Source organism: Bradyrhizobium sp. NAS80.1, assembly GCF_001908205.1.
Lineage (GTDB): Bacteria > Pseudomonadota > Alphaproteobacteria > Rhizobiales > Xanthobacteraceae > Bradyrhizobium.
In genome coordinates this window covers 14,486-40,393 of the sequence record NZ_LGHL01000026.1, presented here as the reverse complement: position 1 = coordinate 40,393, position 25,908 = coordinate 14,486, and the positions used below count along the sequence as shown (strand labels likewise).

At 64.8% G+C, this 25,908-nt stretch carries 21 protein-coding genes and 2 pseudogenes; 17 read left to right on the top strand and 6 right to left on the bottom strand.

The window, feature by feature from the left end; genetic code table 11:
* Nucleotides 1-140: 140 nt before the first annotated feature.
* Complete coding sequence (locus AC629_RS06680; protein ID WP_084803942.1) at nucleotides 141-1,211, bottom strand: glycosyltransferase family 4 protein; 1,071 nt, start codon at nucleotides 1,209-1,211, stop codon at nucleotides 141-143.
* A gap of 277 nt (nucleotides 1,212-1,488) precedes the next feature.
* Between AC629_RS06680 and AC629_RS06675 the strand changes: the two genes are divergently transcribed.
* The 4 genes from AC629_RS06675 to AC629_RS06660 are packed head-to-tail and all read left to right on the top strand — an operon-like array spanning nucleotide 1,489 to nucleotide 7,396.
* The gene (locus AC629_RS06675; RefSeq protein WP_084803941.1) at nucleotides 1,489-3,252 is read left to right on the top strand and encodes an ABC transporter ATP-binding protein; all 1,764 of its coding nucleotides are present in this window, start codon (nucleotides 1,489-1,491) and stop codon (nucleotides 3,250-3,252) included.
* A 58-nt stretch (nucleotides 3,253-3,310) separates the two neighbouring features.
* Entirely contained in the window at nucleotides 3,311-5,515 is a 2,205-nt protein-coding gene (locus AC629_RS06670; RefSeq protein ID WP_084803940.1) for an amylo-alpha-1,6-glucosidase, read from the top strand.
* 22 nt (nucleotides 5,516-5,537) lie between these two features.
* Complete coding sequence (locus AC629_RS06665; protein ID WP_084803939.1) at nucleotides 5,538-6,059, top strand: PRC-barrel domain-containing protein; 522 nt, start codon at nucleotides 5,538-5,540, stop codon at nucleotides 6,057-6,059.
* 23 nt (nucleotides 6,060-6,082) lie between these two features.
* A complete protein-coding gene (locus AC629_RS06660) occupies nucleotides 6,083-7,396 on the top strand; it encodes an MFS transporter (RefSeq protein ID WP_084803938.1) in 1,314 nt (437 codons plus the stop codon).
* 37 nt (nucleotides 7,397-7,433) lie between these two features.
* On the opposite strand, the gene AC629_RS06655 is transcribed toward AC629_RS06660, so the two are convergent.
* The 4 genes from AC629_RS06655 to fixL all read right to left on the bottom strand — a co-directional run bounded on the left by AC629_RS06655 (nucleotide 7,434) and on the right by fixL (nucleotide 10,856).
* A complete protein-coding gene (locus AC629_RS06655) occupies nucleotides 7,434-8,132 on the bottom strand; it encodes a helix-turn-helix domain-containing protein (RefSeq protein ID WP_084804001.1) in 699 nt (232 codons plus the stop codon).
* A 108-nt stretch (nucleotides 8,133-8,240) separates the two neighbouring features.
* A complete protein-coding gene (locus AC629_RS06650; RefSeq protein ID WP_084803937.1) occupies nucleotides 8,241-8,657 on the bottom strand; it encodes a response regulator in 417 nt (138 codons plus the stop codon).
* 60 nt (nucleotides 8,658-8,717) lie between these two features.
* A complete protein-coding gene (gene fixJ, locus AC629_RS06645; protein ID WP_084803936.1) occupies nucleotides 8,718-9,335 on the bottom strand; it encodes a response regulator FixJ in 618 nt (205 codons plus the stop codon).
* Nucleotides 9,336-9,338: 3 nt separating this feature from the next.
* Nucleotides 9,339-10,856 carry a sensor protein FixL gene (fixL, locus tag AC629_RS06640; protein ID WP_084803935.1) on the bottom strand — a complete coding sequence of 506 codons (1,518 nt, stop codon included), beginning with the start codon at nucleotides 10,854-10,856 and terminating at the stop codon, nucleotides 9,339-9,341.
* Nucleotides 10,857-11,062: 206 nt separating this feature from the next.
* Here fixL and AC629_RS06635 point away from each other — a divergent pair.
* From AC629_RS06635 to AC629_RS06580, 12 genes and pseudogenes are all read left to right on the top strand, one after another.
* Nucleotides 11,063-11,897, top strand: a pseudogene (locus tag AC629_RS06635) (universal stress protein).
* Between the two features lie 37 nt (nucleotides 11,898-11,934).
* Nucleotides 11,935-12,360, top strand: coding sequence for a CBS domain-containing protein (locus AC629_RS06630; RefSeq protein ID WP_084803934.1), 426 nt, complete (start codon nucleotides 11,935-11,937; stop codon nucleotides 12,358-12,360).
* A gap of 208 nt (nucleotides 12,361-12,568) precedes the next feature.
* Nucleotides 12,569-14,217, top strand: a pseudogene (gene ccoN / locus AC629_RS06625) (cytochrome-c oxidase, cbb3-type subunit I).
* An 11-nt stretch (nucleotides 14,218-14,228) separates the two neighbouring features.
* The gene (gene ccoO, locus AC629_RS06620; protein ID WP_084803933.1) at nucleotides 14,229-14,963 is read left to right on the top strand and encodes a cytochrome-c oxidase, cbb3-type subunit II; all 735 of its coding nucleotides are present in this window, start codon (nucleotides 14,229-14,231) and stop codon (nucleotides 14,961-14,963) included.
* 13 nt (nucleotides 14,964-14,976) lie between these two features.
* Entirely contained in the window at nucleotides 14,977-15,141 is a 165-nt protein-coding gene (locus tag AC629_RS06615; protein ID WP_027558455.1) for a CcoQ/FixQ family Cbb3-type cytochrome c oxidase assembly chaperone, read from the top strand.
* Nucleotides 15,142-15,147: 6 nt separating this feature from the next.
* Nucleotides 15,148-16,023 carry a cytochrome-c oxidase, cbb3-type subunit III gene (gene ccoP, locus AC629_RS06610; RefSeq protein WP_084803932.1) on the top strand — a complete coding sequence of 292 codons (876 nt, stop codon included), beginning with the start codon at nucleotides 15,148-15,150 and terminating at the stop codon, nucleotides 16,021-16,023.
* Between the two features lie 112 nt (nucleotides 16,024-16,135).
* A complete protein-coding gene (gene ccoG, locus AC629_RS06605) occupies nucleotides 16,136-17,599 on the top strand; it encodes a cytochrome c oxidase accessory protein CcoG (protein WP_084803931.1) in 1,464 nt (487 codons plus the stop codon).
* A gap of 15 nt (nucleotides 17,600-17,614) precedes the next feature.
* The gene (locus AC629_RS06600; protein WP_084803930.1) at nucleotides 17,615-18,100 is read left to right on the top strand and encodes a FixH family protein; all 486 of its coding nucleotides are present in this window, start codon (nucleotides 17,615-17,617) and stop codon (nucleotides 18,098-18,100) included.
* A gap of 11 nt (nucleotides 18,101-18,111) precedes the next feature.
* Entirely contained in the window at nucleotides 18,112-20,304 is a 2,193-nt protein-coding gene (locus AC629_RS06595; protein WP_084803929.1) for a cation-translocating P-type ATPase, read from the top strand.
* Entirely contained in the window at nucleotides 20,304-20,471 is a 168-nt protein-coding gene (gene ccoS, locus AC629_RS06590; protein ID WP_084803928.1) for a cbb3-type cytochrome oxidase assembly protein CcoS, read from the top strand. The genes AC629_RS06595 and ccoS overlap by 1 nt, the downstream gene beginning before the upstream one ends.
* Before the next feature lie 134 nt (nucleotides 20,472-20,605).
* The gene (locus tag AC629_RS06585; protein WP_084803927.1) at nucleotides 20,606-21,748 is read left to right on the top strand and encodes a patatin-like phospholipase family protein; all 1,143 of its coding nucleotides are present in this window, start codon (nucleotides 20,606-20,608) and stop codon (nucleotides 21,746-21,748) included.
* An 80-nt stretch (nucleotides 21,749-21,828) separates the two neighbouring features.
* Nucleotides 21,829-22,779 (top strand): oxygenase MpaB family protein, encoded by a 951-nt coding sequence (locus tag AC629_RS06580; RefSeq protein ID WP_084803926.1) that lies wholly within the window; start codon nucleotides 21,829-21,831, stop codon nucleotides 22,777-22,779.
* Between the two features lie 215 nt (nucleotides 22,780-22,994).
* On the opposite strand, the gene glgA is transcribed toward AC629_RS06580, so the two are convergent.
* Nucleotides 22,995-24,410: a glycogen synthase GlgA gene (gene glgA / locus AC629_RS06575; protein ID WP_084803925.1), complete on the bottom strand. Its 1,416-nt coding sequence runs from the start codon at nucleotides 24,408-24,410 to the stop codon at nucleotides 22,995-22,997.
* Between the two features lie 202 nt (nucleotides 24,411-24,612).
* Here glgA and AC629_RS06570 point away from each other — a divergent pair, with 202 nt between their 5' ends.
* Nucleotides 24,613-25,809, top strand: coding sequence for a CaiB/BaiF CoA transferase family protein (locus AC629_RS06570; RefSeq protein ID WP_084803924.1), 1,197 nt, complete (start codon nucleotides 24,613-24,615; stop codon nucleotides 25,807-25,809).
* The last annotated feature ends 99 nt before the right edge of the window (nucleotides 25,810-25,908 follow it).

The following is a 25,908-nucleotide window of genomic DNA, read 5'->3' as shown; positions in this document are numbered from 1 at the left end:
CCCCGGACGCAGCGCAGCGCTTCTCCAGCGGTGCGCTGCTGAGCCGGGGCCCATGTTTCCGTGGAGTCCGGTGGGTCCCGGCTCTGCGTCGCAACGCCAAGGGCGTTGCAGCGCGTCCGGGACACGAGATTGCCGTAAGCCTACTCCGCGCTGCTCACCAGCTTGATCCGCGGCGCCTGTGCCTCGGTCAGCGCACGATAGGCCGCGAGATAATCCAGCGCCATCCGCCGCGCCGTGAAGCGCTTCTCGAACTGCTTGCGGATGGCCGTCCGGTCCAGTTGCGCAAGACGGTTGACGACCCCGGCCGCGCTGAGGATGTCCTCGACCACAAAGCCGGTGAGGCCCTCGTCGATGATCTCCGGCACCGAGCCGCGATTGAACGCGATCACCGGCGTTCCGCAGGCCATGGCTTCGATCATCACCAGGCCGAATGGCTCCGGCCAGTCGATCGGCAACAAGAGCCCGAGCGCGCCGCTCAAGAAGTCCGATTTCTCGTGATCGCTGATCTCCCCGATGAAATCCACCAGCGGATTTTTTTCGATCATGGGCCGGATCAATTCGTCATAATAATCCTGGTCGGCGCGATCGACCTTGGCCGCGATCTTCAACGGGATGCCGCAATGGGTCGCGATCTTGATGGCGCGATCGACGCCTTTCTCGGGCGCGATGCGGCCGAGCACGGCGAGATATTCCTGCTTCGCGGGCTTCGGCGTCAGCAGGTTCTCCGGCAGGCCGTGGTGAATCGTCGTCACCCACTTCGCTTGCGGCACCGGCCGCCGCTGTGCGCTCGAAATCGAAATCACCGGCATCTTGGTGAAGGTATTGAACACCGGCTGATGCTCCGGCAGGTCGAGCCGGCCATGCAGCGTGGTCACGAACGGTGTCGGCTGCCGGTGGAACAATGACCACGGATAGTAATCGAGATGGAAATGGAGGAAGTCGAACTCTTCGTCGTCACATTTCTGCCGCACGCGCTCCAGGAGCACCATGTGCAGCGCATTGGGATCGCGTACGGAACCGTCGAGGCGAAGCGCCCGCGGCCAGAGTGCGTCCAGCTTCGCCGACGTCTTCGAGTCGCCGCTGGCGAACAGCGTCACGTCGTGTCCAAGGGCAACCAGCTCTTCCGTCAACCAATGCACCACCCGCTCGGTGCCGCCATACAACTTGGGTGGAACAGCCTCTGTCAACGGAGCTACCTGCGCAATGCGCATCTCATCTTCTCCTCTGCGATCATGAACGTTGGAACCCCCAGCGTGCACGGCACCGGCAATGCCAGCTAAGGGAACGTTCCCGCAGTTGCGAAGTTCCTCTTAACAAACGTTACTTATTGGACACATCCGGGCGCTGTGTCGCGATGATGCCATCACCTCAACTCATATCGTCCGCATCCGCATGTCGTGATGGAATTGCCCGGGAACCGAGGCGAACTGGTCGATGTTCAGTCGATCAGCAACAAAATTGAAAATCTCACGACGGGGTCGCAGTCACATGGATCAGCTTTCTGGATACGCGCGCAGGCCATTTGCCTTTGTCTTGCGCTATCTTAGGCGACGTTTAGCGTCGCACCTGGTGATCCTAAGCGCTGTCGTTGCAGCCGTTGCCTGTTCCGTGGGCACGCAGTACGGCGTCAAATCTCTTGTCGACAGTTTGTCAGCCGGAACATCGCATGGTGGCAGCGTATGGCTGGCATTCATTCTGCTCATGTCGCTGATTGCAGCGGACAACTTTCTCTGGCGGATCGCGAGTTGGACAGCAAGCTTCACCTTCGTGCGCGTCACCGGCGATTTGCGTCGTGATATTTTTCGGCATTTGACCGGCCACGCGCCGAGCTACTTCTCTGACCGGATGCCGGGCATGTTGACGAGCCGCATCACGGCGACCTCGAACGCGGTGTTCACCGTCGAGAACATGTTCGTCTGGAACGTGTTGCCGCCATGCATCGCCACAATTGCGGCAATCATGCTGATTGGAACCGTGAGCCCTTATATGGCGCTCGGCTTGATCGTGATCGCCGGCGGGATGGTCATCGCGATGTTCCATCTGGCCGCCGCCGGCAAGCCGCTGCATGATGACTTCGCGGACAAGGCCGCCGTGGTGGATGGCGAGATGATCGATGTCATCAGCAACATGCCGCTGGTCCGTGCCTTCTGCGGCATCGGCCACGAGCATGAGCGGTTCGACGCAACCGTCAATCGCGAGCTCACCGCGCGCGGCCGCAGCCTGCGCTATCTGGAAAAGCTGCGGCTGACGCATGCCGGCGTCACCGTCGTGTTAACGGTGGCGCTAATGGCCTGGGCGATCACGCTCTGGCAGCAGGGCGAGGCGACCACGGGCGATGTCGTGCTGGTCTGTACGCTCGGCCTCTCCATCCTCAATGCAACGCGCGATCTGGCCGTTGCGCTGGTCGACGTCACACAGCATGTCGCGCGGTTGACCGAGGCGCTAGCCACGCTGCTGGTGCCGCACGAATTGCGCGATCACCCCGAGGCCGAGGCCCTCGTCAAGAGCGGTGCCGCGATCGCGTATAACAACGTCACCTTCGGCTATCCCGGCGGCGCGAAGATCTTCGAGCGATTCAGCTTGCGGCTGCAGCCCGGCCAGCGCGTCGGCCTGGTCGGCCAGTCCGGCGGCGGCAAGTCGACGCTGTTCACGCTGCTCCAGCGCTTCTATGATGTGGACGAGGGCAGCATCACTGTCGACGGCCAGGACATTTCCATGGTGACGCAGCAGAGCCTGCGCGAGGCGATCTCCGTCGTGCCGCAGGATATCTCATTGTTCCATCGCTCCATCCGCGAGAACATCCGCTACGGCCGGCCGAATGCGACCGACGACGAGGTGCTGCGCGCGGCGATCGCGGCGCGCTGCGACTTCGTTGAAAGCCTGCCCGACGGCCTCGACACCATGGTTGGTGACCGCGGTGTCAAGATGTCGGGCGGCCAGCGCCAGCGCATCGCGATCGCGCGCGCCTTCCTGAAGGACGCGCCGATCCTGCTGCTGGACGAGGCAACCGCGGCGCTCGACAGCGAATCCGAGGAAGCGATCCGCGAGGCGCTGTCGCGACTTATGCGCGGCCGCACCGTGGTCGCGATTGCGCATCGGCTCGCGACGCTACGCAATTTCGATCGTGTGGTGGTGCTGAAGAATGGCAAGATCATCGAGGACGGTGCGCCCGACCGACTGATGCAGGGCCACGGTCCCTACCGTGAGCTTGTCACGCAGGAGATGAGCCGGCTCGCGAAGGTCGCCGCGTAAATCCATCCGTTGCGTTTGCGCTGGTCGCGTTTCGAAACAAGCCGCAGGGGAGCAGCTGATGGCAGCCGAAGCCATAACCAAGATGGTTTCCGTATCGCAGACGGTGGAGGCCGTCGCCGAGCAGGCGTTCTACATTCCAATGACAGGCCCTGCGGCGCGGCCGAGGCGCTCGCTCAAGCACGACGACACCTTCATCGTCCTCGACAGCCATGGCGACATCGGCGCCTCGGCCGGCGGGCCGGATGGCTTGTTTCATCACGATACGCGCTATCTGGCGCGGCTGGAGCTTGTGCTCGACGATCTCCAGCCACTGCTGCTCGGCTCGAACCTGCGGGACGATAATTCGGGACTGACGGTCGATCTCACCAATCCCGACATCTATCGCCATGGGCGCATTGTGCTGCAAAGGGATCTGCTGCACATCGTGCGCACGATCTTCCTGTGGCGCGGTACGGCGTACCAGCGCATCGGCGTACAGAATCATGGCGAGCAGCGCGCCAGCTTCGAGTTGACGCTTCTGTTTGGCAATGATTTCGCCGACCTGTTCGAAGTCCGCGGCGAGCGACGCGCGCGCCGCGGGACCGGCACGAGCCGGCTGATTGGCCCGACCGACGTCCTGTATGAATATCGCGGCCTTGATGATGTCGAGCGCACCACCGGCCTGCATTTCGATCCGCGTCCGACCCGGCTCTCGGTGAACGCCGCGACCTGGCAGCTCGAGCTGGGTCCGCACGAGGCAAAGTCGCTGTTCGTGGCCGTGTCCTGCAACCGGCCCATAGCGGAAAAGCCGGCGCGGTTTTTCAGAGGCCTGCTGGCCCATCGCCGCGAGATGCGCCAGTCCACGATCGGCGCCGCCAGCATCGAGACGTCGAACAACATCTTCAACGAGGTGCTGTGCCAGGCCATGGCAGACCTCAACATGCTGATGACGGAGACGCCGCAGGGGCGTTATCCCTATGCCGGCATTCCCTGGTACTCGACGACGTTCGGCCGCGATGGCCTGATCACCGCGCTCCAGATGCTGTGGGTCGATCCGCGCGTCGCCAAGGGCGTCTTGCGGCGGCTCGCGCATTTCCAGGCGAAGGCTGTCGATCCGCTCGCCGATGCCGCGCCCGGCAAGATCCTGCACGAGATGCGCGGCGGCGAGATGGCGGCGTTGCGCGAGGTGCCGTTCGCGCAATATTACGGCAGCGTCGATTCCACCGCGCTGTTCGTCCTGCTCGCCGGGAGCTATTTCGAGCGCACCGGCGACGAGAAGACGCTGGTCGAGCTGTGGCCCGCGATCGAGGCAGGGCTGAGCTGGATTGATGGTCCTGGCGATCCTGACAAGGACGGGTTCGTCGAATACCAGCGCGCGACCGAGAAGGGGCTGGTCAATCAGGGCTGGAAGGACTCTTACGACGCCATCTTCCATGCCGACGGCCAGCTCGCGGAAGGCAATATCGCGCTCGCGGAGGTCCAGGGTTACGTCTACGCGGCCAAGCAGCTTGCCGCGCATTGCGCGCTGCGGCTCGGCAAGGCCGACCGCGCGAAAAAGCTCGAGGCCGAAGCCAGGGCGCTGGCCGAGCGTTTCGAGAAGGCGTTCTGGTGCGAGGAGCTCGGCACCTATGCGCTGGCGCTCGACGGCAAGAAGCGGCCCTGCAAGGTACGAACCTCGAATGCAGGGCAGGTCCTGTTCAGCGGCATGATCCGCGAAGATCGCGCGCGCTTGGTCGCTGCCGACCTCATGCAGCCGCATTTCTTCTCGGGCTGGGGCATTCGCACGGTCGCGCAGGGCGAGGCGCGCTACAACCCGATGTCCTATCATGACGGGTCGATCTGGCCGCACGACAACGCGCTGATCACGCTGGGGCTCGCGCGCTATGGCCTCAAGCATGCGGTGGCGCATGTCTTCAAGGGATTGTTCGACGCTGCAACCTACATGGACCTGCGCCGGCTGCCTGAATTGTTCTGCGGCTTCCGGCGCGAGAAGCGGCGCGGCCCGACTCTATATCCAGTCGCCTGCGCGCCGCAGGCCTGGGCCAGCGCAACGCCGTTCACGCTGCTGGAGGCGGCGCTGGGCATCGAGTTCGACGTCGCGCGCCGCGAGATCCGGCTGCGCAATCCGCATCTGCCGGCGTTCCTGAACGAGGTGATCCTGCACGATCTGTGCCTTTGCGATTCCAGTGTCGATCTGCGCATCAGTCGCCATGGTGACGACGTTGCGCTGGAGGTGCTGCGCACGCGCGGCCAGATCCAGGTTTCGATTGTGCTGGCGCGCTAGCGGCGCGCCGCGAGGAGGGTGCATGCGTACCGCCAGATGGTTGGTCCTGAGTGCGGCAATCGTCGCGGGATTGACGGTCGCCGTATCACGTGCCGCGGAGGAGCAACCCGCGGCTCCCAGTGAAGCTAATGCGCCGGCGACGGCACCGCCGCCGGCCTCGACCGTGCCCGTCACGCCGAAGGACGCCGCGCCGCCGCCGTCGGTCACCATCATCGGCGCGAACGACGCCCATGGCGTGCTCGGCCGCGACGTGCGCAGCGCCGCGGACGAGGACATGGGCCGCATCGTCGACATCATCGTCGACCGAACCGGCCATGTGCGCGCCGCCGTGATCGATTTCGGCGGCTTCCTCGGTGTCGGCAGCCGCAAGATCGTGGTGGACTGGAACGCCCTGCGCTTCGGCAAGATCACCAGCAAGAAGGGGAGCATCACGCTGGAATTGACCAAGGCCCAGGTCGCGGCCGCACCGGAATACAAGGAGGACACGCCGATGGTCGTGCTCGGCGCGTCCGGCAGCCTTCAGCCGCTGCAAGCGATCCAGTGAGGTACAGGGAGGGCTGACCGCCTGTGCTGTTGTCGAGGAAGCCGAAGCATGCTGATCGCGATGATCGCGCTGAACAGGGCAATCTTGCCGTGCGATCACCTGCGGGCATTCCGGCGCCGTCGCGCCAGAGCCTGCGTGGCCTCGACTGGTTCATCTTTTTCCTCGCCGATGTGCAGACCGGGTTCGGTCCCTTCATCGCCGTCTATCTGACGACGCAGAAATGGACCCAGGTCGAGATCGGCCTCGTGCTGTCGATCGGCGGCATCGTTGCCCTGATCGGGCAGATGCCGGGCGGTGCCATCATCGATGCCGCAAAATCGGAGCGGCTGGTGGCCGCGCTTGCGATCGTGACGATCGGCTGCTGTGCGCTGGCCTATGCGGCGATGCCGATCTTCCCCGTGGTGGTCACAGCCGCCACCTTGCATGCCGCGGCGAGCTGCGTGCTGGGGCCGGCGATCGCGGCGATCAGCCTCGGTCTCGTCGGTCCGTTCAAAATCGGCGAGCGGCTCGGCCGCAACGCCCGCTTCGCCTCGCTCGGCAACGGCGTCGCGGCGGCGGTGATGGGAACGGCCGGCTATCTCCTGTCGAGCCGTTCGGTGTTCCTCGTCACCTTCCTGCTCGCGATCCCCACCCTGATCGCGCTGTCGCGCATCCGCGAGGAGGAGGTCGACATCGCGCGCTGTCACGGCGAGATGCCGCGCGAAGCGCCGGTTCCCGGCGACACCAATATCTGGCACCTTATCAGGCAGCGGCCGCTCATCGTCTTCGCGCTCAGCGTGCTGCTGCTGCAACTGGCGAACGCTTCGATGATGCCGCTCATGGCGAGCGCGGTGACGGCGCGGTCGAGCCAGTGGGCGACGGTGCTCGTCGCCGCCTGCATCATCGTCCCGCAGGCGATCGTGGCGCTGTTGTCACCGACAGTCGGCCGCAGGGCGCAAATCTGGGGCCGGCGGCCGCTGCTTCTGGTCGGGTTCGGCGCGCTGACGATTCGCGGCCTGCTGTTCGCGACCGTACGCGATCCCTATGTGCTGGTGATGGTGCAGGTGTTTGACGGCATCACCGCCGCGGTGTTTGCGGTGATGATTCCGCTGATCGTCGCCGACGTCGCCTTCGGCAGCGGCCACTTCAATCTTGCGCAGGGCATTGTCGGCACCGCGACCGGCATCGGCGCATCGCTCAGCACCGCGCTTGGTGGCTATGTCAGCGACAAGTTCGGCAATGCCACCGCGTTCGTCGGCCTGTCCGGCATCGCCGCGACCGGGCTCCTGCTGATTCTGCTGGTGATGCCGGAGACCCGGCGCGCGGGAATGATCCCAACAAAAGAAATGGCCGGCTGAGCGAAGCCAGCCGGCCAAGTGGGTGGGGAGGAAGAAATCAGGCGTCGAGATTGTGCAGGCGCTGGCGGTTGCGCAGCACGATCTGGCGGGCACCGGAGAAGCCGAGAATGCCCTGGGCGTGAAGCTGCGACAGCGCGCGCGACACGGTCTCGAGGGTGAGGCCGAGATAGTCGCCGATGTCACGGCGGCACATCGGCAGCGCCATCATGCCGGCGACGGCGAGGCGGCGGTCCATTTCCAGGAGGAAGGTCGCAACACGCTCCATCGCGGTCTTGCGGCCCAGCAGCAGCATGTGGTCCTCGGCATGGCGCAGCTCGGAAGCGGTCATGGCCCAGAGCTTGCGGGCGACCTGCACGTCGGTGCCGGCGGCCTTCTCCAGGCTCGCGCGCTTCACGAGGCGCACGGTGGTGTCGATGATGGCTTCAGCGGCGAGGCGGTGGGTCGGGCCGGATTCGAGGCCGAACAGGTCGCCGGGAAGATGGAAGGCGCCAATCTGGCGGCGGCCGTCGGAGAGAAGCTTGTAGCTGCGCACCGCGCCGGCAACAACCTGGTAAACATATTCGGCCGGCTCGTCCTCGCCGTAGATCTCCTCGTCCTTGCGGTAGGAGAACTCCGTGGCGATGAGGCCGGCATGGCCGGTGATGGCGCCGAACTGGTCGGAAACGGGATGGGCAGGGGCAATCTTGCCACCGATTTGGGTGTTGATCGCCTGGGTGTTGAGCGTCTGGGTCAGCATCTGCGCCATCTCCGTTGTGATGGCGCTTTGGTACGCGGTATCGGGTGCTTCGAAAATTCGCGCGATATCTTAAGGAGGTCTACCTACGTAGAACCCCGTAGGTCAGTTTCAGCGCCGGTCCTGGATGGCGTGGCGGATGCGCTTGACCAGGTTCTCGTCGAGAAGCGGCTTCAAAATCACGTCTTTGACGCCCGCGGCCGCGGCCCGGGCCGAGATATTCCCGTCCGGATAGCCAGTGATCAGGATCACGGGCGTGCCCTCGTCGGACTGCCGCAGCCGGCCGGCCAGCTCGATGCCGTTGATGTCGGGCATCTTGTAGTCGATCACATAACAGTCCGCGCCCGGCGTTCCGCTGGCATTGAGCAGGGCCGTCGCATTCCTGAAAGTCCGCACGGCGAAGCCGTCGGTTTCCAGCAGGAATTGCAGGGAGCCCAGCACGGCGGCATCGTCATCGACCACATAGACGGTGGGCTTTGCCGATGGCGCCATTTGGAGTCGCTGGGGGTGCGAGCCAATCTCGATCATGTAGCCTTGGCTAGCACAGCCGAAAAGGGGCGATCTTGACTTGCCTCAATTCGATTTGCCTCAATCATTCAGCATGCCGGCGCGCATCGCCATCCGGACCAGCTCCGACAGGCTGTTAGCCTGCATCTTGGTCATGACATTGGCCCGGTAGACCTCGATGGTGCGCGGGCTGATGTCGTATTCGCGGGCGATCAGCTTGTTGGACAGGCCCGCGATCAGCCCCTCCATGACCTGGCGCTCCCTGGGGCTTAAGGACGCAACCCGGGCGGCGACATCCTGCGCGATGGCCTCGCTCTTGGCGGCCGGCTCGGCCTGGCGGATTGCCGTTTCGATCATACCGGTGAGGCGGTCGTCGTCGAACGGTTTTTCCAGGAAGTCGACCGCGCCCAGCTTCATCGCCTCGACCGCGAGTGGCACGTCGCCGTGACCGGTCATGATCAGGATCGGGAACGGGCTGTGCTGCGCCTTCATGCGCTTCAAAAGCTCGATCCCGTCGAGGCCCGGCATGCGCACGTCGGAGACGACGCAGCCAAAGGCGAGATCGGGCAGGGCGTTGAGGAAGGCTTGCGCGTTATCGAACAGCGTGACGCCGAAGCCGGAGGAGTCCAGCAGGAAGTTCAGCGAGTCCCGCATCGCTGCGTCGTCGTCGATGACGTAGACATGTCCCTTGGTCGTCATGGATCAGCTCTCGTCGGCTGCCGGCAAGGTGAGGCGGAATGTCGCCCCGCCCGATGCGTTGCTCTCGGCCCACATGCGGCCGCCGTGAGCTTCGATGATCGAGCGGCTAATGGACAGTCCCACGCCCATGCCGGATTCCTTGGTGGTGAAGAAGGTTTGAAAGAGATTTGGAATGACGTCGTCCTGGAAGCCGGAGCCGGTATCGGACACCTCCACCTCGATCATGTCATCGCCAACGCGTCTGTTGGCGACGACGAGCTCGCGCCGCGGCGACTGCGCCATTGCTTCCAGCGCGTTGCGGAACAGATTGACGAGCACCTGCTGGATCTGCACCCGGTCGGCGAGGACGAGATCGGCGTCCGGATCGAGGCTGAAGCGGAGCTGCACGTTCTGCTCGCGCGCGCCGGCAAGTCCGAGCGCGCCGGCTTCCTCGATCAGCTTCGACAGGCTCTCGACCCGCTTCTCGGACTCGCCGCGGGAGACGAAGTCGCGCAGGCGCCGGATGATCTGGCCGGCCCGCAAGGCCTGCTCCGCGGCGCGATCGAGCGCGCTTTCGATCTTCGGCGTGTTCGGATCGGCGCTGCCGGCGAGTAACCGCCGCGATCCCTTCATGTAATTGCTGATCGCCGCCAGCGGCTGGTTGATTTCGTGGGCGAGCGCGGAGGCCATTTCGCCCATCGCGGTCAGGCGCGAGACGTGGACGAGCTCGGACTGCAGCTCCTGGAGCCGGGCCTGGGTCTGCTGGTGCTCGGTGAGGTCGCGGACAAAGCCGGTGAAATAGGGCTCGCCGCCGGACTGCATCTCGCCGATCGACAGGTGCATCGGAAAGGTGGTCCCGTCGCGGCGCTTGCCGGTCACGATGCGGCCGATGCCGATGATGTGCGGATCGTGCGTCGTGCGATAGCGCGCGATGTAGCTGTCGTGGCGGGTGCGGTCGGGCTCCGGCATCAGGATGCTGACGTTCTGGCCGATCGCCTCCTGCTCCGACCAGCCGAACAGGCGCTCCGCGGCCGTACTGAAGAGCTGCATGATGCCCTGGCCGTCGATGACGATCATGGCATCGGGAATGGTCTGGAGGATGGAGCGGAGATGGGTCTCGCGCGTGCGCAGCGCCTCCTCGACCTGCTTCTCCTCGTCGATATCGAGCAAGATGCCGCTGAGATGACGGGCGGCGCCGGACTCGTCGCGGATCAGGCCGGCGCGGGCCCTGATCCATTTGCCCCGGTCGGAACGGCCGGAAATCCTGAAAGAGACGTCGAAGCCGCCGCCATGCTTCGCGACCTGCCGGATCGCGTCCTCGACGCGCTCGCGATCCTTGAGTTCCAGGCGTGACAGGAAGAGTTCATAACTCGCCGGTCGGTCTCGCGCGATGCCGAGCAGCATCCTGGCGGTTTCCGACCACTCCAGCTCCCGTGTCGTAAGGTCGAGATCCCAGGTGCCGACCCCGAACCCCTCGATCCGGACCCGGAAGTGCTCGCCGCGACCATCGTCTTGCGGATGCGTTACGCGGGTCGGCGACAAACAGCAGCTCCAATCTTCTCGCGGCCGGCCGATTTGCCGCCACCGTGGCGGTAATTTCGCCCAAGGCTCCGCCGGAGGCAAGTTCGGATGTCTGATTCTATTGGTGGATTTCCCGCCGTAGGCCGCCTGGCGATTTGATCTACCTCATCCTGCCCCCTGTCGGCGAGGCTAGATTTGGCGCCAGTTCAATGCCCCGGAGAATCCCGATGTCATATGCGACCGTGATGGTCAGCCTGGCGCTCGATCAGCCCAACGATTCGCGCCTTCAGGTCGCAGGCGGACTCGCCGAACGATTCGAGGCGGCCATCGTCGGGGTCGCCGCGGCACAGTTCGCGCCCCCCGCTCTATTTCACCGATGGCGCCGAGGCCCAGGGTCTGATCGATCAGGGCGAAGCTTCGGTCAAGCGGCGGCTTGCCGATCTGGAGGCGCAATTCCGCGCCGCCACGAAGACATTCGGCGGACGGGCGGAGTGGCGTAGCGCCGTGGATTTTCCGGCGCGATTCGTGCTGGCGCAGGTGCGCTGCGCCGATATCGTTGTCAGCGGTGGGCACAGCCCGGCCTTCTCCGACGCTTTTGCGCTCGCAAGCCCCAAAGATCTGGTGATGCAGACGGGCCGCCCGCTTCTGGTCGTCCCCGACCGGGTCAACTGGCTCGATCTGCGCAGCGTGCTGGTGGCGTGGAAGGACACGCCGGAATCGCGGCGCGCGGTGGCGGACGCGCTGCCGATGCTGCGCAAGGCGAGGGAGGTCACTATCGTCGAGATCCCGGAGCGGGATGACGACACTTCGGCTGTGATGGCTGGTGTCTCCGACGTTGCCGCCTGGCTCGCCCGCCACGGTGTGACTGCAACTGCGCGCGTCGCGAAGCCCATGCGGAACGAATCCGCCGCCGCGCAATTGGACAAAATCGCAAGCGACGTCGGGGCCGGCCTGATCGTTGCGGGGGCCTATGGGCATTCGAGGTTTCGCGGGTTGATCCTCGGAGGTGTCACCCAGTATCTGGTCACTCAATCCGCCCGCTGCGTGCTGCTGTCGCACTGACTGCCACCGGCCAAAAGCGAAGCGAGGAGGACGCGCCGTGTACAGATTTCTTGAGCAGACCGTCGACGGCTACATGACGCGCAACGTCAGGACGGTGAAGCCTGACCACGACGTGCTCGAGCTCAGCGAGATGTTCGAGCGCGACGATTTCAACAGCTATCCGGTCGAGGACGACGGGCAGGTCGTCGGCATCGTCACCAAATTCGACATCCTGAAGTGCTTCGCCTTCACGCCGAGCCAGATGTTGCCGCGCTATCACGACCTGATGAGCCGCAAAATCCGTGACGTCATGACGCCCGAGTTCATCTATGTCAGCCCCGACACGCGGCTGACGCGGGTGCTCCAGATCATGGTCGAGCACCGTATCAGGAGCATCATCGTGCTCGACGGTGCGCAGAAGCTGGTCGGAATCATCGCCCGCGAGGACGTCATCGCGGCGCTCAAGGCGACCGCGCGCGACTAACGGGATATCTCTGGCAGACGGGATTTCCACCTCCGTGATTTCACGGAGGTGGCGGCCATTTGCGTCGTGCAATGGGCCACGCAAGTATTTTATTTTTCTGTCTCATGGCCGGCTTGCATTAACAGAAACCCATCTGTCTTGATTTCAATCAATTCCCCGCGAGGGTGAATGTGGTTTCTGGCCCCGTGTTCTTTCAGAGAGAATCCGCATGAGCCAGCCCTCCAACTCAAAATCCATGACCATCGGTGAAAGCGGCTTGGCTGTCGTGTTCGCAGTCACCGCCTTCCTCTGCGTAATCGCCGCGGCCAAGGCGCTCGACGGGCCCTTCGCCTTCCATGCCGGGCTCAGCGCGTTGGCGAGCCTCGTTGCGGTGTTCTGCATCGTCAACCGCTACTTCGATCGCCCGCCGGAGCTGGCGCCGGCGGAGATCAACGGGCGCCCCAACTACAATATGGGTCCGATCAAGTTCTCCTCCTTCATGGCGATGTTCTGGGGCATTGCCGGATTCCTCGTTGGTCTCATTATCGCCTCGCAGCTGGCCTGGCCCGCGCTGAACCTCGATCTACAATGGACCAGCTTCGGCCGCCTGCGTCCGTTGCACACCTCCGCGGTGATCTTCGCCTTCGGCGGCAATGTGCTGATCGCCTCGTCCTTCTATGTGGTGCAGAAGTCGTGCCGCGTGCGCCTTGCCGGCGATCTCGCGCCCTGGTTCGTCGTGGTCGGCTACAACTTCTTCATCCTTGTGGCCGGCACCGGCTATCTACTCGGCGTCACCCAGTCCAAGGAATATGCCGAGCCCGAATGGTACGCCGACCTCTGGCTGACCATCGTCTGGGTCGCTTACCTCCTCGTCTTCCTCGCCACCATCATCAAGCGCAAGGAACCGCATATCTTCGTCGCGAACTGGTTCTATCTCGCCTTCATCGTGACGATTGCTGTCCTGCACCTTGGCAACAACCCGGCGCTGCCCGTCTCGGTGTTCGGCTCGAAGTCCTACATCGCCTGGGGCGGCATCCAGGACGCCATGTTCCAGTGGTGGTACGGCCATAACGCGGTCGGCTTCTTCCTGACCGCCGGCTTCCTCGCCATCATGTACTACTTCATCCCGAAGCGCGCCGAGCGCCGATCTATTCCTACCGGCTCTCGATCATCCACTTCTGGGCGCTCATCTTCCTCTACATCTGGGCCGGCCCGCATCATCTGCACTACACGGCGCTGCCGGACTGGACGCAGACGCTCGGCATGACCTTCTCGATCATGCTGTGGATGCCCTCCTGGGGCGGCATGATCAACGGCCTGATGACGCTGTCGGGTGCCTGGGACAAGCTGCGCACCGACCCCGTGCTGCGCATGCTCGTCGTCTCCGTCGCCTTCTACGGCATGTCGACCTTCGAAGGCCCGATGATGTCGATCAAGGTGGTCAACTCGCTCAGCCACTACACCGACTGGACCATCGGCCACGTGCATTCCGGCGCGCTCGGCTGGGTCGGCTTCGTGTCCTTCGGCGCGCTCTACTGCATGGTGCCGTGGGCCTGGAATCGGAAGGGCCTCTACAGCCTCAAGCTCGTCAACTGGCACTTCTGGATCGCCACGCTCGGCATCGTTCTCTACATCTCGGCGATGTGGGTGTCCGGCATCCTCCAGGGCCTGATGTGGCGTGCCTACACCTCGCTCGGCTTCCTCGAATATTCCTTCATCGAGACCGTCGAGGCGATGCATCCCTTCTACATCATCCGTGCCGCCGGCGGCGCGCTGTTCCTGATCGGCTCACTGATCATGGCCTACAATCTCTGGATGACCGTTCGCGTCGGCGAGGCGGAAGTCCAGATGCCCGTCGCTCTTCAGCCGGCGGAATGAGGAGCTCCACCATGTCGTTCTGGACACGCCACCAAATCTTCGAAAAGAACTCGATCATCCTGATCGTCGGCATCCTGCTGGTGATCTCGATCGGCGGTCTCGTCGAGATCACGCCGCTGTTCTACCTCAAGAGCACGATCGAGGCGGTCGACGGCGTCAGGCCGTACACGCCGCTGGAGCTCGCAGGCCGCAATATCTACGTCCGCGAGGGCTGCTATCTCTGCCATTCGCAGATGATCCGTCCCTTGCGCGACGAGGTCGAGCGCTACGGCCACTTCTCGCTCGCCGCCGAGAGCATGTACGACCACCCGTTCCAGTGGGGCTCGAAGCGCACCGGACCCGACCTTGCCCGCGTCGGTGCCAAATATTCCGACGAATGGCACGTCACCCATCTGACCAACCCGCGCGCGATCGTGCCGCAGTCGGTCATGCCGGGCTATTCGTTCCTGGCCCACAATGAAGTCGATCCGGACACGATCGCCGACCATATGCGCACGCAGAGGGCTGTCGGCGTGCCCTACACCGACGACCAGATCGCGAACGCGGCCGCCGACCTGAAGGCCCAGGCCGATCCGGACAATCCCGGCGCCGATGCCTTCAGCAAGCGCTATGCCAAGGCGGCGGTGCGCAATTTCGACGGCAAGGCCGGCACGCCGACCGAGATGGACGCGCTGATCGCCTACCTGCAGATGCTCGGCACGCTGGTCGACTTCAAGATCTACAACGAGAAAGCCAATCTTCGCTGAGAAGGCATGAACGATGAAAGCCATCCTCACACTCGACAATCTCGCGTCCGGTCTCGTGACCACGATCTGGACGCCGGTGTTCGTCGCGATCTTTCTCGCGATCATCGCCTACGCATTTTGGCCTCGCAACAAGGCCGCTTTCGACGAAGCGGCGCGCCTGCCGTTGCGGGAGGAGTAAGAGATCATGACCGATCATCATAGCGACATCGATTCCGTCTCCGGCAAGTCCACGACCGGACATGAGTGGGACGGCATCAAGGAGCTCAACACGCCGCTGCCGCGCTGGTGGGTGATCAGCTTCTACCTCACCATCATCTGGTCGATCGGCTACTGGATCGTCTATCCGGCCTGGCCGCTGATCTCGAGCCATACGACCGGGCTGCTCGGCTACTCGACGCGCGCCAGCCTCGCGGTGGAGCTCTCCAATCTCGAGACGCTCCGCGGCGAGAAGATGGCGGCGTTGGCGGCGGCGCCGCTCGCCGATATCGAAAAGGATCCGGCGCTGCTGGCGCTCGCCCGTGCCAAGGGCAGGACTGTGTTCGGCGACAATTGCGCGCCGTGTCACGGCAGCGGCGGTGCCGGCGCGAAGGGCTTCCCGAACCTGAACGACGACGACTGGCTGTGGGGCGGCACGCTCGAACAGATCATGCAGACCATCCAGTTCGGCGCGCGCTCCGGCCACGCCAAGACGCATGAGGGCCAGATGCTCGCCTTCGGCAAGGACGGTGTCCTGAAGCCGGACGAGATCGTCACGGTGGCCAATTACGTGCGGTCGCTGTCGGGTCTTCCGACCCGCAACGGCTACGATGCGGCCAAGGGCGAGAAGATCTTCACCGAGAACTGCGTCGCCTGCCACGGCGACGGCGGCAAGGGCAACCAGGAGATGGGCGCGCCGAACCTGACCGACAAGATCTGGCTCTATGGCTCTGACGAGGCGACCCTGATCGAGACCATCAGCCAGGGCCGCGCGGGCGTGATGCCGGCCTGGGAAGGGCGGCTCGACCCCGCCACCATCAAGGCGATGGCGGTCTACGTCCACTCGCTGGGCGGTGGAAAATAGCCGACTGGAGACAAGCGGGGGCGAACAATAGTGCCCCCGCTTGAGCTGGATCAACTGACGCGGCGGCGTCGGGTCTAACGTTTAATCGCACCTTGTCGAGAAATTCCAAGCGATGAACAAGACCGTGAACCCGAACGAACTCACATCGGACGACGACTACGGGCCGCTCTACGCGGCCCGCAAGAAGGTCTATCCCCAGAGCACCTCCGGCACCTTCCGCCGGATCAAATGGGGCCTGATGGCGTTCTGTCTCGGCGTCTACTACTTCCTGCCGTTCGTGCGCTGGAATCGCGGCCTCGGCGCCCCCAGCCAGGCTGTGCTGATCGATCTCCCCAACAGCCGCTTCTACTTCTTCTTCATCGAGCTGTGGCCGCAGGAGGTCTACTACTTCACCGGCCTGTTGATCGTGGCTGCCGTGGCGCTGTTCCTGATGAACTCCGTCGGCGGCCGCATCTGGTGCGGCTATCTTTGCCCGCAGACGGTGTGGACCGACCTGTTCTATGCGGTCGAGCGATTCGTCGAAGGCGACCGCCGCGAGCGGATGAAGAAAGACAAGTCATCCGGTTTGACGCCGCGGCGCGTCTTCGAGATCGCGCTCAAGCACTCGATCTGGCTCATGATCGCGTGGTGGACCGGCGGCGCCTGGGTACTCTATTTCAGTGATGCCCCGACGCTGGTGAAGGAGCTCCTGACCTTCCAGGCGCCGATGGTCGCCTATATCTGGATCGGCATCCTCACCGCGACGACCTATGTGCTCGCCGGCTACATGCGCGAGCAGGTCTGCACCTATATGTGCCCTTGGCCGCGCATCCAGGCGGCGCTCACCGACGAGTGGGCGCTCAACGTCACCTACCGTTACGATCGCGGCGAGAAGCGTACGTCAGTCAAGAAGGCGGCCGAGCTGCGCGCGCTCGGCGAGCATGTCGGCGACTGCGTCGATTGCTACCAGTGCGTCGCGGTCTGTCCGACCGGCATCGACATCCGCAACGGGCCGCAACTCGAATGCATCCAGTGCGGGCTCTGTATCGACGCCTGCGACAACGTCATGACGAAGATCGGCCGGCCGACCCGACTGATCGGCTATGACAACGACATCAACATCCAGCGCCGCCAGGAAGGCAAGGCGCCGGTCTACCGGATCGTGCGGCCCCGCACCATTGTCTATAGCGCCATCATCGCGGCTGTCGGCGGCATCATGCTGTACACGCTGGCGACGCGCAGCCTGCTCGACGTCAACGTGCTGCACGACCGCAACCCGGTCGCGGTCAGGCTGAGCGACGGCTCGATCCGCAACGCCTACACGGTCCGGCTGCTGAACAAGAGCGGCTATGATCGCGTCATCGCGATCGACGCGGACGGCCCGGTCAACGCGACGATCCATGTCGTCGGCGTCGATTCGGTGACGCCCGACCGGCCGATGATCGTGATCCCGCGCGACTCGACCAGCGAGCTGCGCCTGCTCGTCACCGCGCCGGCCCAGAGCAATCCGGAGAAGTCGATCCCGGTCCGCTTCCGCGTCACCGATATCGGGCTCGGCGAGGCCGCTTCCACGACCGACAATTTCGTCTCGCCGTAAGACCAGGAGACTGCCATGGCATCCAAGCCACTGACCGGAACCAAGGTCTTCCTGATGCTGGTCGCCTTCTTCGGCGTCGTCATCGGCGTCAACGTGACCATGATGAAGCTCGCGATCGCGACGTTGCCCGGCACCGACGTCGATAGCCCCTACGCCGCAGGTCTCACCTATGACCGCGAGATATCGGCGGCGCACGACCAGGCCGCGCGCCAATGGCAGGTCAACGCCCATATCGAACGCCGGGCCGACGGCGGTGCCGCGCTTCAGGTCGAGGCGCGCGACGCGGCCGGCCGGCCGGTGACGGGCTTGAAGTTCGGCGGACGCCTGGAGCGGCCGACCGACAAGCGCGCCGATCTCGCGGTTGAGCTCACTGAAGCCGGCATCGGCATCTATCGCGGCAACGCCGCGACTGTTGCGCCAGGCCAGTGGGATCTGGTGATCGAGGGCGAAGCGCGCGGGACGCGCGTCTTCCTGTCGCGCAACCGCGTGATCCTGAACTGAGGGATTTCGTCATGCAGGTCACGCGGGACTTTTCGCATTACGTCCGGACCGCGGGCGAGGGCGTCCAGCATATCGATCTCGCGGTCGAGGGCGTTCACTGCGCCGGCTGCATGGCCAAGATCGAACGCGGCCTGTCCGCCATTCCCGACGTCACGCTGGCGCGCGTGAACCTCACCGATCGCCGCGTCGCGCTGGAGTGGAAGCAGGGCACGCTCGACCCGGCCCGCTTCATCGATCGGCTCGAGGAGCTCGGCTACAAAGCCTACCCTTTCGAGACCGAGAGCGCGGAAGAGACCGAGGTCGCCGAATCGCGCTTCCTGCTTCGCTGCCTCGGCGTCGCCGCGTTCGCCACCATGAACGTGATGATGCTGTCGATCCCGGTGTGGTCGGGCAACGTCTCGGACATGCTGCCCGAGCAGCGCGACTTCTTCCACTGGCTGTCGGCGCTGATCGCGTTGCCGGCGGCGGCCTATGCCGGCCAGCCTTTTTTCCGCTCGGCCTGGCGCGCGCTGTCGGCCAAGACCACCAACATGGACGTCCCGATCTCGATCGGTGTGATCCTCGCGCTCGGCATGTCCGTGGTCGAGACCATCCATCACGCCGAGCACGCCTATTTCGACGCCGCGATCATGCTGCTCACCTTTCTGCTGGTGGGTCGCTTCCTCGACCAGAACATGCGGCGGCGGACCCGCGCTGTCGCGGGCAATCTCGCGGCGCTGAAGGCGGAGACGGCGGCGAAGTTCGTCGGGCCTGACGAGATCTCGCAGGTGCCGGTGGCGGCGATCCATCCCGGCGACATCGTGTTGCTGCGGCCCGGCGAGCGCTGCGCGGTCGACGGCACCGTGATCGAGGGACGCTCCGAGATCGACCAGAGCCTGATCACCGGCGAGACGCTCTATGTCACGGCCGAGCACGGCACGCCGGTCTATGCCGGATCGATGAACATCTCGGGCACGCTGCGGGTGCGGGTCTCGGCGGCGTCGGAGGCGACGCTGCTCGCGGAGATCACGCGGCTGCTCGACAACGCGTTGCAGGCGCGCTCGCGCTACATGCGGCTCGCCGACCGCGCCTCGCGGCTCTACGCGCCGGTCGTGCATGCGACCGCGCTGCTCACCATCATCGGTTGGGTCATCGCCGGCGCGGGTTGGCATGATGCGATCGTCACCGGCGTTGCCGTGCTGATCATCACCTGTCCCTGCGCGCTCGGCCTTGCGATCCCGACCGTGCAGACCGTGGCCTCGGGCGCAATGTTCAGGGCGGGCGTGCTGCTCAATTCCGGCGATGCGATCGAGCGGCTGGCCGAAGCCGACCATGTCATCTTCGACAAGACCGGCACGCTGACACTGCCCGATCTCGAAGTGATGAACGCGGCCGACATTCCCACCGATGTCTTCGAGCTCGCCGGCCGGCTCGCGCTGTCGAGCCATCATCCGGTGGCTGCGGCGGTCGCGCAGGCCGCCGGCGCCGGATCGCCTGTTGTCGGCGCGGTCGAGGAGGCCGGGCAGGGCGTGCGCGCGACGGTCGATGGCGTTGAAATCCGTCTTGGTCGTGCGTCCTTCTGCGGCGCCGAGGCGCTGGTCGCTGACACGACCGGTTTCGATCCCGAGGCCTCCATCGTGGCCTTCAGCAAGGGCAGCGACAAATTCATCCTCTCGGTGCGGCAGGGCCTGCGCCCGGATGCCCAGGCCGTGATCGCGGCGCTGCAGGCGCGCAACATCGGCATGGAGATCCTCTCGGGCGACCGGGAGCCCGCGGTGACAGCCGCGGCCCATGCGCTGGGCATCGCCGAATGGCGCGCCGGCGTGACGCCGGCCGACAAGATCGCGCGGATCGAGGAGTTGAAGCGGCGCGGCGCAAAAGTGCTGATGGTCGGCGACGGCATGAACGATGCGCCATCGCTGGCGGCGGCCCATGTCTCGATGTCGCCGATCTCGGCCGCCCATCTCAGCCAGGCCACTGCCGATCTCGTCTTCCTCGGCCGGCCGCTGGCGCCGGTCGTGGCCGCCATCGACTCCGCGCGCAAGGCGCTGCACATGATGCGGCAAAACCTCTGGCTTGCGATCGGCTATAATGTCCTCGCCGTGCCGGTCGCGATCAGCGGCGTCGTGACGCCCCTGATCGCTGCGGCTGCCATGAGCGGATCGTCGATCCTGGTCATGCTGAATTCGCTGCGCGCGCGCAGCGCCTCGCGGGAGATCGTGTGATGGAGATCCTGGTCATCCTGGTTCCGCTGGCACTGATGCTCGGTTTAGCCGGCCTAGTGGCCTTCCTCTGGTCGCTCCGAAGCGGCCAGTACGACGACCTCGAAGGCGCGGCCTGGCGTGCCATCGCCGATGATGACCCGCCCCAGGAAGCTCCGGCCAAGCGTTAACGCTCCGCCGGCTCCGCGGTCACCCCCTTCCGGACGACGGTTGCTGGACGGCTGACGGTCGCCGGGCGTAACAATGTTGGAGGATTTTGCGAAGAAGAGACAGGCAAGCTCTCTGGAGCAGGAGTGCGACGAGCATGCAGGGAAATGCCGGGGAGTGCAGATCCAAGGACCTGCCTGGACAAATCGTGCTGGTGCTGCAAGGCGGCGGTGCGCTCGGCTCCTATCAGGCGGGCGTCTACCAGGCCCTGCACGAGGCGGGCATCGAGCCGGACTGGGTCATCGGGACCTCGATCGGGGCCATCAATGCGAGTCTGATCGCCGGCAACGCGGCGGAGAATCGGCTCGCGCGCCTGAAGGAGTTCTGGAAGCGGATGGAACAAAATCCGGCCTGGCCTCTGCGCACCGGTGTTCCTGGCTTCGACGACAAGCTGGCCTATTGGTCGATCGTCACTAACGGCATCGCCGGCTTCTTCCGGCCCAATCTGCTGGCGCATGCCGGCGATTCCTATCTGCTCGGCGCCGATCGGGCCGGCTACTATTCGACTGCGCCGCTGGAGAACACGCTGCGCGAGCTCGTCGATTTCGGCCTTGCCAATCGCTGCTCGCCGCGTCTCACGGTCGGTGCGGCACATGTGGGCTCCAGCCAGATGCGCTATTTCGACAGCCGCGACGGTGAGCTGACGGTGAAGCACGTCATGGCCTCGGGCGCGCTGCCGCCGGCCTTCCCGGCGGTGCGTATCGATGGGGAGCTCTATTGGGACGGCGGCATCCTGTCGAACTCGCCGACGGAAGCCGTGTTCGACGACAATCCGCGCAAGGATTCGCTGATCTTCTCCGTGCATCTGTGGAATCCCGTCGGCGCGGAGCCGACGACGATGGGGGAGGTCCTGACCCGGCACAAGGATGTGCAGTATTCCAGCCGGATCGCGAGCCAGATCGAGCGCCAGCAGCAGGCCCATCGGCTGCGCCACGTCATCAACGAGCTTGCGGCACGGTTGCCCGAGAGCGAGCGCGATGATCCCGCGGTGAGGGACTTGATCAGCTATGGCTGTTCGACGCGCATGCACGTGGTGCGGTTGCTGGCACCGCGGCTCGATCGCGAGACCTATACCAAAGACATCGACTTCAGCCCGTCGGGCATCATGCGGCGCTGGGACGCCGGCTACGCGCATACCCGGTCGGTGCTGGCGCGCGCGCCGTGGATCGGTGAATTCGATCCGCTGTCGGGCGTGGTGCTGCACGAGCATATGGACGAGATGCCGATGGCCGCGGAATAGCGCCACAAGCCGTCGTTCATTTCATCGAATTGCCACAGGCCTTGCGGATCCTAGGTGTCTGCAGTCGAAAGGCCCTGCAAGTGGTGTCCGAGAGCGATCTTGAAACTATCCTCGACAGGGTCCGGGCAAACGCAGCGGGACCGGTTGCCGGCGTATACGGTCCGTCCTCGATAACCTGGCGGATCGACCGGGAGGCTGTCATCTTTCTCGGCGCCGGCCGCGCGTTGTTGCTTCAACTGGCGCATCCCTGGGTCGCTGCCGCCATCGCCGAGCATTCGCGGACCCTTGCCGATCCGATCGGCCGCTTCCATCGCACCTTCGACATCGTCTTTGCCATGGTGTTCGGCTCGCTCGACCGGGCGCTGCTGTCGTCCCGGCAGCTGCACAGGCGCCATAGCATGATATCAGGTCAGATGCCCAAGACCGTCGGACCCTTCGCGGCAGGCTCGCCCTATTGTGCCAACGACATCGCGGCGCTGCGCTGGGTTCACGCGACGCTGGCCGATACCGCGCTCATGGCGCACGATCTGGTCCTGGCGCCGCTCTCGGCGGAGGAGCGCGAGCGCTATTGGACCGAGAGCCGGGCGTTCGGCGCCTTGTTTGGATTGACGGCGGACGACCTGCCGGCGAACTGGGCCGGCTTTGCGGCCTACACCACGGCGATGGAGCAGTCGGACACGTTGACTGTCAGCGCGGCGGCACGCGAGGTCGCTGCGCAGATTTTTGATGGCGCGCGTCCGTGGTTGCGGCCACCCCGATGGTACCGCGCGCTTACCGCCAGCCTGCTGCCGGAGCGCTTGCGCGCGGGCTTCGGTTTTGAGCTCGACGAGCGCGACACCAAGTCTGCCGACACCGCGCTGAAATGGATAAGGCGCGTCTATCCAAAATTGCCGCACAGGCTGCGCTATGTCGGTCCCTACCAGGAAGCGCAGGCGCGGCTGCGGGGCGAGCTGCAACCCGATTGGATGACCCGCTGCCTCAACAGGGCCTGGATCGGGCGGCCGCAGATGGACGTACGGGGGAGGGAGTGAGGTCCTCAGTCGGCGCAGCGAAGTTTTAGCCCCGTCATCCTGAGGTGCGAGTTGCGCAGTGCCTTTGCACTGCGCGGCGAGCCTCGAAGGATGAGCGGCCGGGTTGCAGCCGGGCCGTCGCCCTTCGAGGCCTCCGCTTCGCTCCGGCACCTCAGGGTGACGGCGAGAGGCAAGTGCTCGCTGCTCAATCGAATGACGGAAAACGTCTCGTCCCCTCACACCGCCGCGAGCTTGCGGTACAGCGCGCTATAGCTGCCGGCCGAGATGCTCCAGGAGAACGATCGTCCCATGGCGCTGCGGCGCATGGAGTCGAGCTGGTCCTGCGCCATGAAGGTCGAGAACGCCCGCCGGACGCCGCCGAGGAAGGATTCGTGCGAGGGTTTTGAGAACAGGAAACCGGTTTCGCCGTCGGTGATGGTCTCGGCGAGCCCGCCGGTCTGGTGGCCGATCGGCAGCGAGCCGAAGCGCTGGGCGTACATCTGGCTGAGGCCGCACGGCTCGAAGCGCGACGGCATCAGGGTGAAGTCGCTGCCGGCGAAGATGCGCCTCGCCTGGGCGTCATTGAAGCCGATCGCGACCCCGATGGCGTCGGGGCGGCGGCGATGCGCATCGATCAGTGCCTGCTCGAGCGCGGGCTCGCCGGAGCCGGTGACCACGATCTGTCCGCCGGACTCGATGATCTCGTCGGCCGCCGACAGCACGAGGTCGATGCCCTTCTGGTGCACGAGGCGGGCGACGATGCCGAACATCGGGCCGCGCGACACCGCAAGTCCGAACTGCTTGCGCACGTAATCCGCATTGGCCTTCTTGCCGACCCAGTCACCGGCGCCGAATTGCTGGGCAAGCTTCGCGCAGGAGCGCGGATCCCAGCTCTCATCGATGCCGTTGAGGATGCCGGTGAGCTCGGACGCGTCGGAGCGCAGGCGCAACAGACCTTCCAGGCCGCAGCCGAATTCGGCTGTGGTGATCTCCCGCGCATAGGTGCCGCTGACGGTGGTGAGGTGCGAGGCGTAGACCAGCCCGGCCTTGAGGAAGGAGAGCTGGTCGTAGAACTCGACGCCGTCGATATGGAAGGAGCTCTCCGGTACGCCGATCCGCCGCAACGAGTCCTTTGGGAAGAGGCCCTGATAGGCGAGGTTGTGGATTGTCAGGATCGACGGCAGCCTGGCGCCGCGCCAGGCGAGGTAAGCCGGCACGAGCGAGGCCTGCCAGTCATTGGCATGGACCAGGTCCGCTGCCCAATTCTTGTCCAGCTTGCCCGCGGCAAGCTCAGCGGCTGCCGAGGCAAAGCGCGCGAAACGGATGTCGTTATCGGGCCAGTCGCGTCCGGACTCGTCGCCATAGGGATTGCCGGGCCGGTCGTAGAGCTGTGAGCACAACAACACATAGACCGGCAGGCCGTCCTTGGTCGCGGCCCGCCCGAGCGAGCAGGCCGGCATCTCCGCCAACGCCGGGCAACGGCCAACGATCTGAACATGCATGAGTTGTTCGATGATGTCGCGATAGCCGGGCAGCATGATCCGGATATCGGCGAGAGGGCGAAGGGCTCTGGGAAGCGCAGCGGAAACGGCGCCGAGCCCGCCAACGCGGACGAAATCGTCCATCTCGGTTGTGACGAACAAGACCCTCAAGAACGGTTGCCCTCTTCCGATCCCGCTTGCTGCTATGCAAGAACGGGTCCAGTTGCCCTTGGAATTCTCAAGCCCCTCCGCGAGTCGTGTCCGTTCGGTAAAGACTTTCCTAGTCAGCCGCCGCCATCTAGGGTCGACGCACCAACAAGAGGGAACATCGACGTCCCTAAGGGATCCGAGGACAGGCAAGGACGCAGCAAGCATGCAGCTAGCAGACAAGCATGAGGGGACGACGACAAAGGCCTTCGCTGGCCTGCGGGTGCTGGATTTCTCGACCACTATTGCCGGTCCCCACTGTGCGCGGATGCTCGCCGACATGGGCGCCGAGGTCATCAAGATCGAGACCGACGGTGGCGAGACGATGCGGACCCGGCCGCCACTGCGCAAGGGATGCAGCACCGTGTTCGGACAACTCAATGTCGGCAAGAAGAGCGTCGTGCTCGACCTGAAGTCCGAGGACGGCAAGGAGGCGGTCCGCCGGCTGGCCGCGACCGCCGACATCCTGGTCGAGAACTTCCGCCCCGGCGTGATGCACCGCCTGCGGCTCGACTACGACAGCCTGCGTCCGGTCAACCCGAAGCTGATCTATTGCTCGATCTCGGGCTACGGCCAGAGTGGTCCCTCGGCCGAGCTGCCGGCCTATGCACCGGTGATCCACGCGGCCTCCGGCTACGACATGGCCCATCTCGCCTACCAGCCCGGCCGCAACCGCCCGGATTATTGCGGCATCTACCATGCCGACGTCGTCACCGGCACCTACGGCTTCGGCGCGATCGCGTCCGCGCTCTATCAGCGCACCGTGACCGGGCTGGGCCAGCATATTGACGTCTCGATGCTGGAATCGATGCTGACTTTGACGGTGATCGAGTTGCAGAGCTCGCAATTCGCCGTGAAGCCGCCGCCGCGCCCGATGTTCGGCCCGACCGAGACGGCCAACGGCTACGTCATGATCACGGTCGCCAGCGAGAAGACGTTTCAGGGATTGATGGGCGTGATCGGTCGCCCCGAATGGATCGCCGATGCGCGCTTCTCCGCCTACGGTGTGCGACGCGACAACTGGGCGGAGATGATGGATGGCGTCGAAGCCTGGTCACGGCAGCTCACGACCGATGCATGTCTCGTCGCGCTCGGCGCCGCCGGTGTGCCGGCCTCGGCCTATCGAACCGTGTCCGAGGCGCTCGCCGATCCGCAGCTCGCGCATCGCCAGGCGCTCTCGTCTGTGGAGGACGAAGGCGGTTCCTTCCAGGTCCTCAACCTGCCGTTCCGGATGTCGGCCGCCGACACCACCCCCGGCAAGACCATGGCCGTGCTCGGCGAGCACACGGATACGCTGCGCGACGAGATCGGCCTTGCGAGTGATGCGTCCATTCCGTCAGGCAAAACGGCCGCGACGAACTGAGCGCGCTATGCCGCGCACATGCGGCATTTGATCTCCCGTGTGTTCCTCTTGCCGTGGCGATCATTTGTCGCCAATCTCGCTCCGAGTCATTCAACGATC

Coding starts and splice junctions, on each gene's coding strand:
- AC629_RS06680 (WP_084803942.1), bottom strand. CDS start 1,211: ATGCGCATTGCGCAGGTAGCTCCGTTGACAGAGGCTGTTCCACCCAAG.
- AC629_RS06675 (WP_084803941.1), top strand. CDS start 1,489: ATGGATCAGCTTTCTGGATACGCGCGCAGGCCATTTGCCTTTGTCTTG.
- AC629_RS06670 (WP_084803940.1), top strand. CDS start 3,311: ATGGCAGCCGAAGCCATAACCAAGATGGTTTCCGTATCGCAGACGGTG.
- AC629_RS06665 (WP_084803939.1), top strand. CDS start 5,538: ATGCGTACCGCCAGATGGTTGGTCCTGAGTGCGGCAATCGTCGCGGGA.
- AC629_RS06655 (WP_084804001.1), bottom strand. CDS start 8,132: ATGCTGACCCAGACGCTCAACACCCAGGCGATCAACACCCAAATCGGT.
- AC629_RS06650 (WP_084803937.1), bottom strand. CDS start 8,657: ATGATCGAGATTGGCTCGCACCCCCAGCGACTCCAAATGGCGCCATCG.
- fixJ (WP_084803936.1), bottom strand. CDS start 9,335: ATGACGACCAAGGGACATGTCTACGTCATCGACGACGACGCAGCGATG.
- ccoO (WP_084803933.1), top strand. CDS start 14,229: ATGTCGTTCTGGACACGCCACCAAATCTTCGAAAAGAACTCGATCATC.
- AC629_RS06615 (WP_027558455.1), top strand. CDS start 14,977: ATGAAAGCCATCCTCACACTCGACAATCTCGCGTCCGGTCTCGTGACC.
- ccoP (WP_084803932.1), top strand. CDS start 15,148: ATGACCGATCATCATAGCGACATCGATTCCGTCTCCGGCAAGTCCACG.
- ccoG (WP_084803931.1), top strand. CDS start 16,136: ATGAACAAGACCGTGAACCCGAACGAACTCACATCGGACGACGACTAC.
- AC629_RS06600 (WP_084803930.1), top strand. CDS start 17,615: ATGGCATCCAAGCCACTGACCGGAACCAAGGTCTTCCTGATGCTGGTC.
- AC629_RS06595 (WP_084803929.1), top strand. CDS start 18,112: ATGCAGGTCACGCGGGACTTTTCGCATTACGTCCGGACCGCGGGCGAG.
- ccoS (WP_084803928.1), top strand. CDS start 20,304: ATGGAGATCCTGGTCATCCTGGTTCCGCTGGCACTGATGCTCGGTTTA.
- AC629_RS06585 (WP_084803927.1), top strand. CDS start 20,606: ATGCAGGGAAATGCCGGGGAGTGCAGATCCAAGGACCTGCCTGGACAA.
- AC629_RS06570 (WP_084803924.1), top strand. CDS start 24,613: ATGCAGCTAGCAGACAAGCATGAGGGGACGACGACAAAGGCCTTCGCT.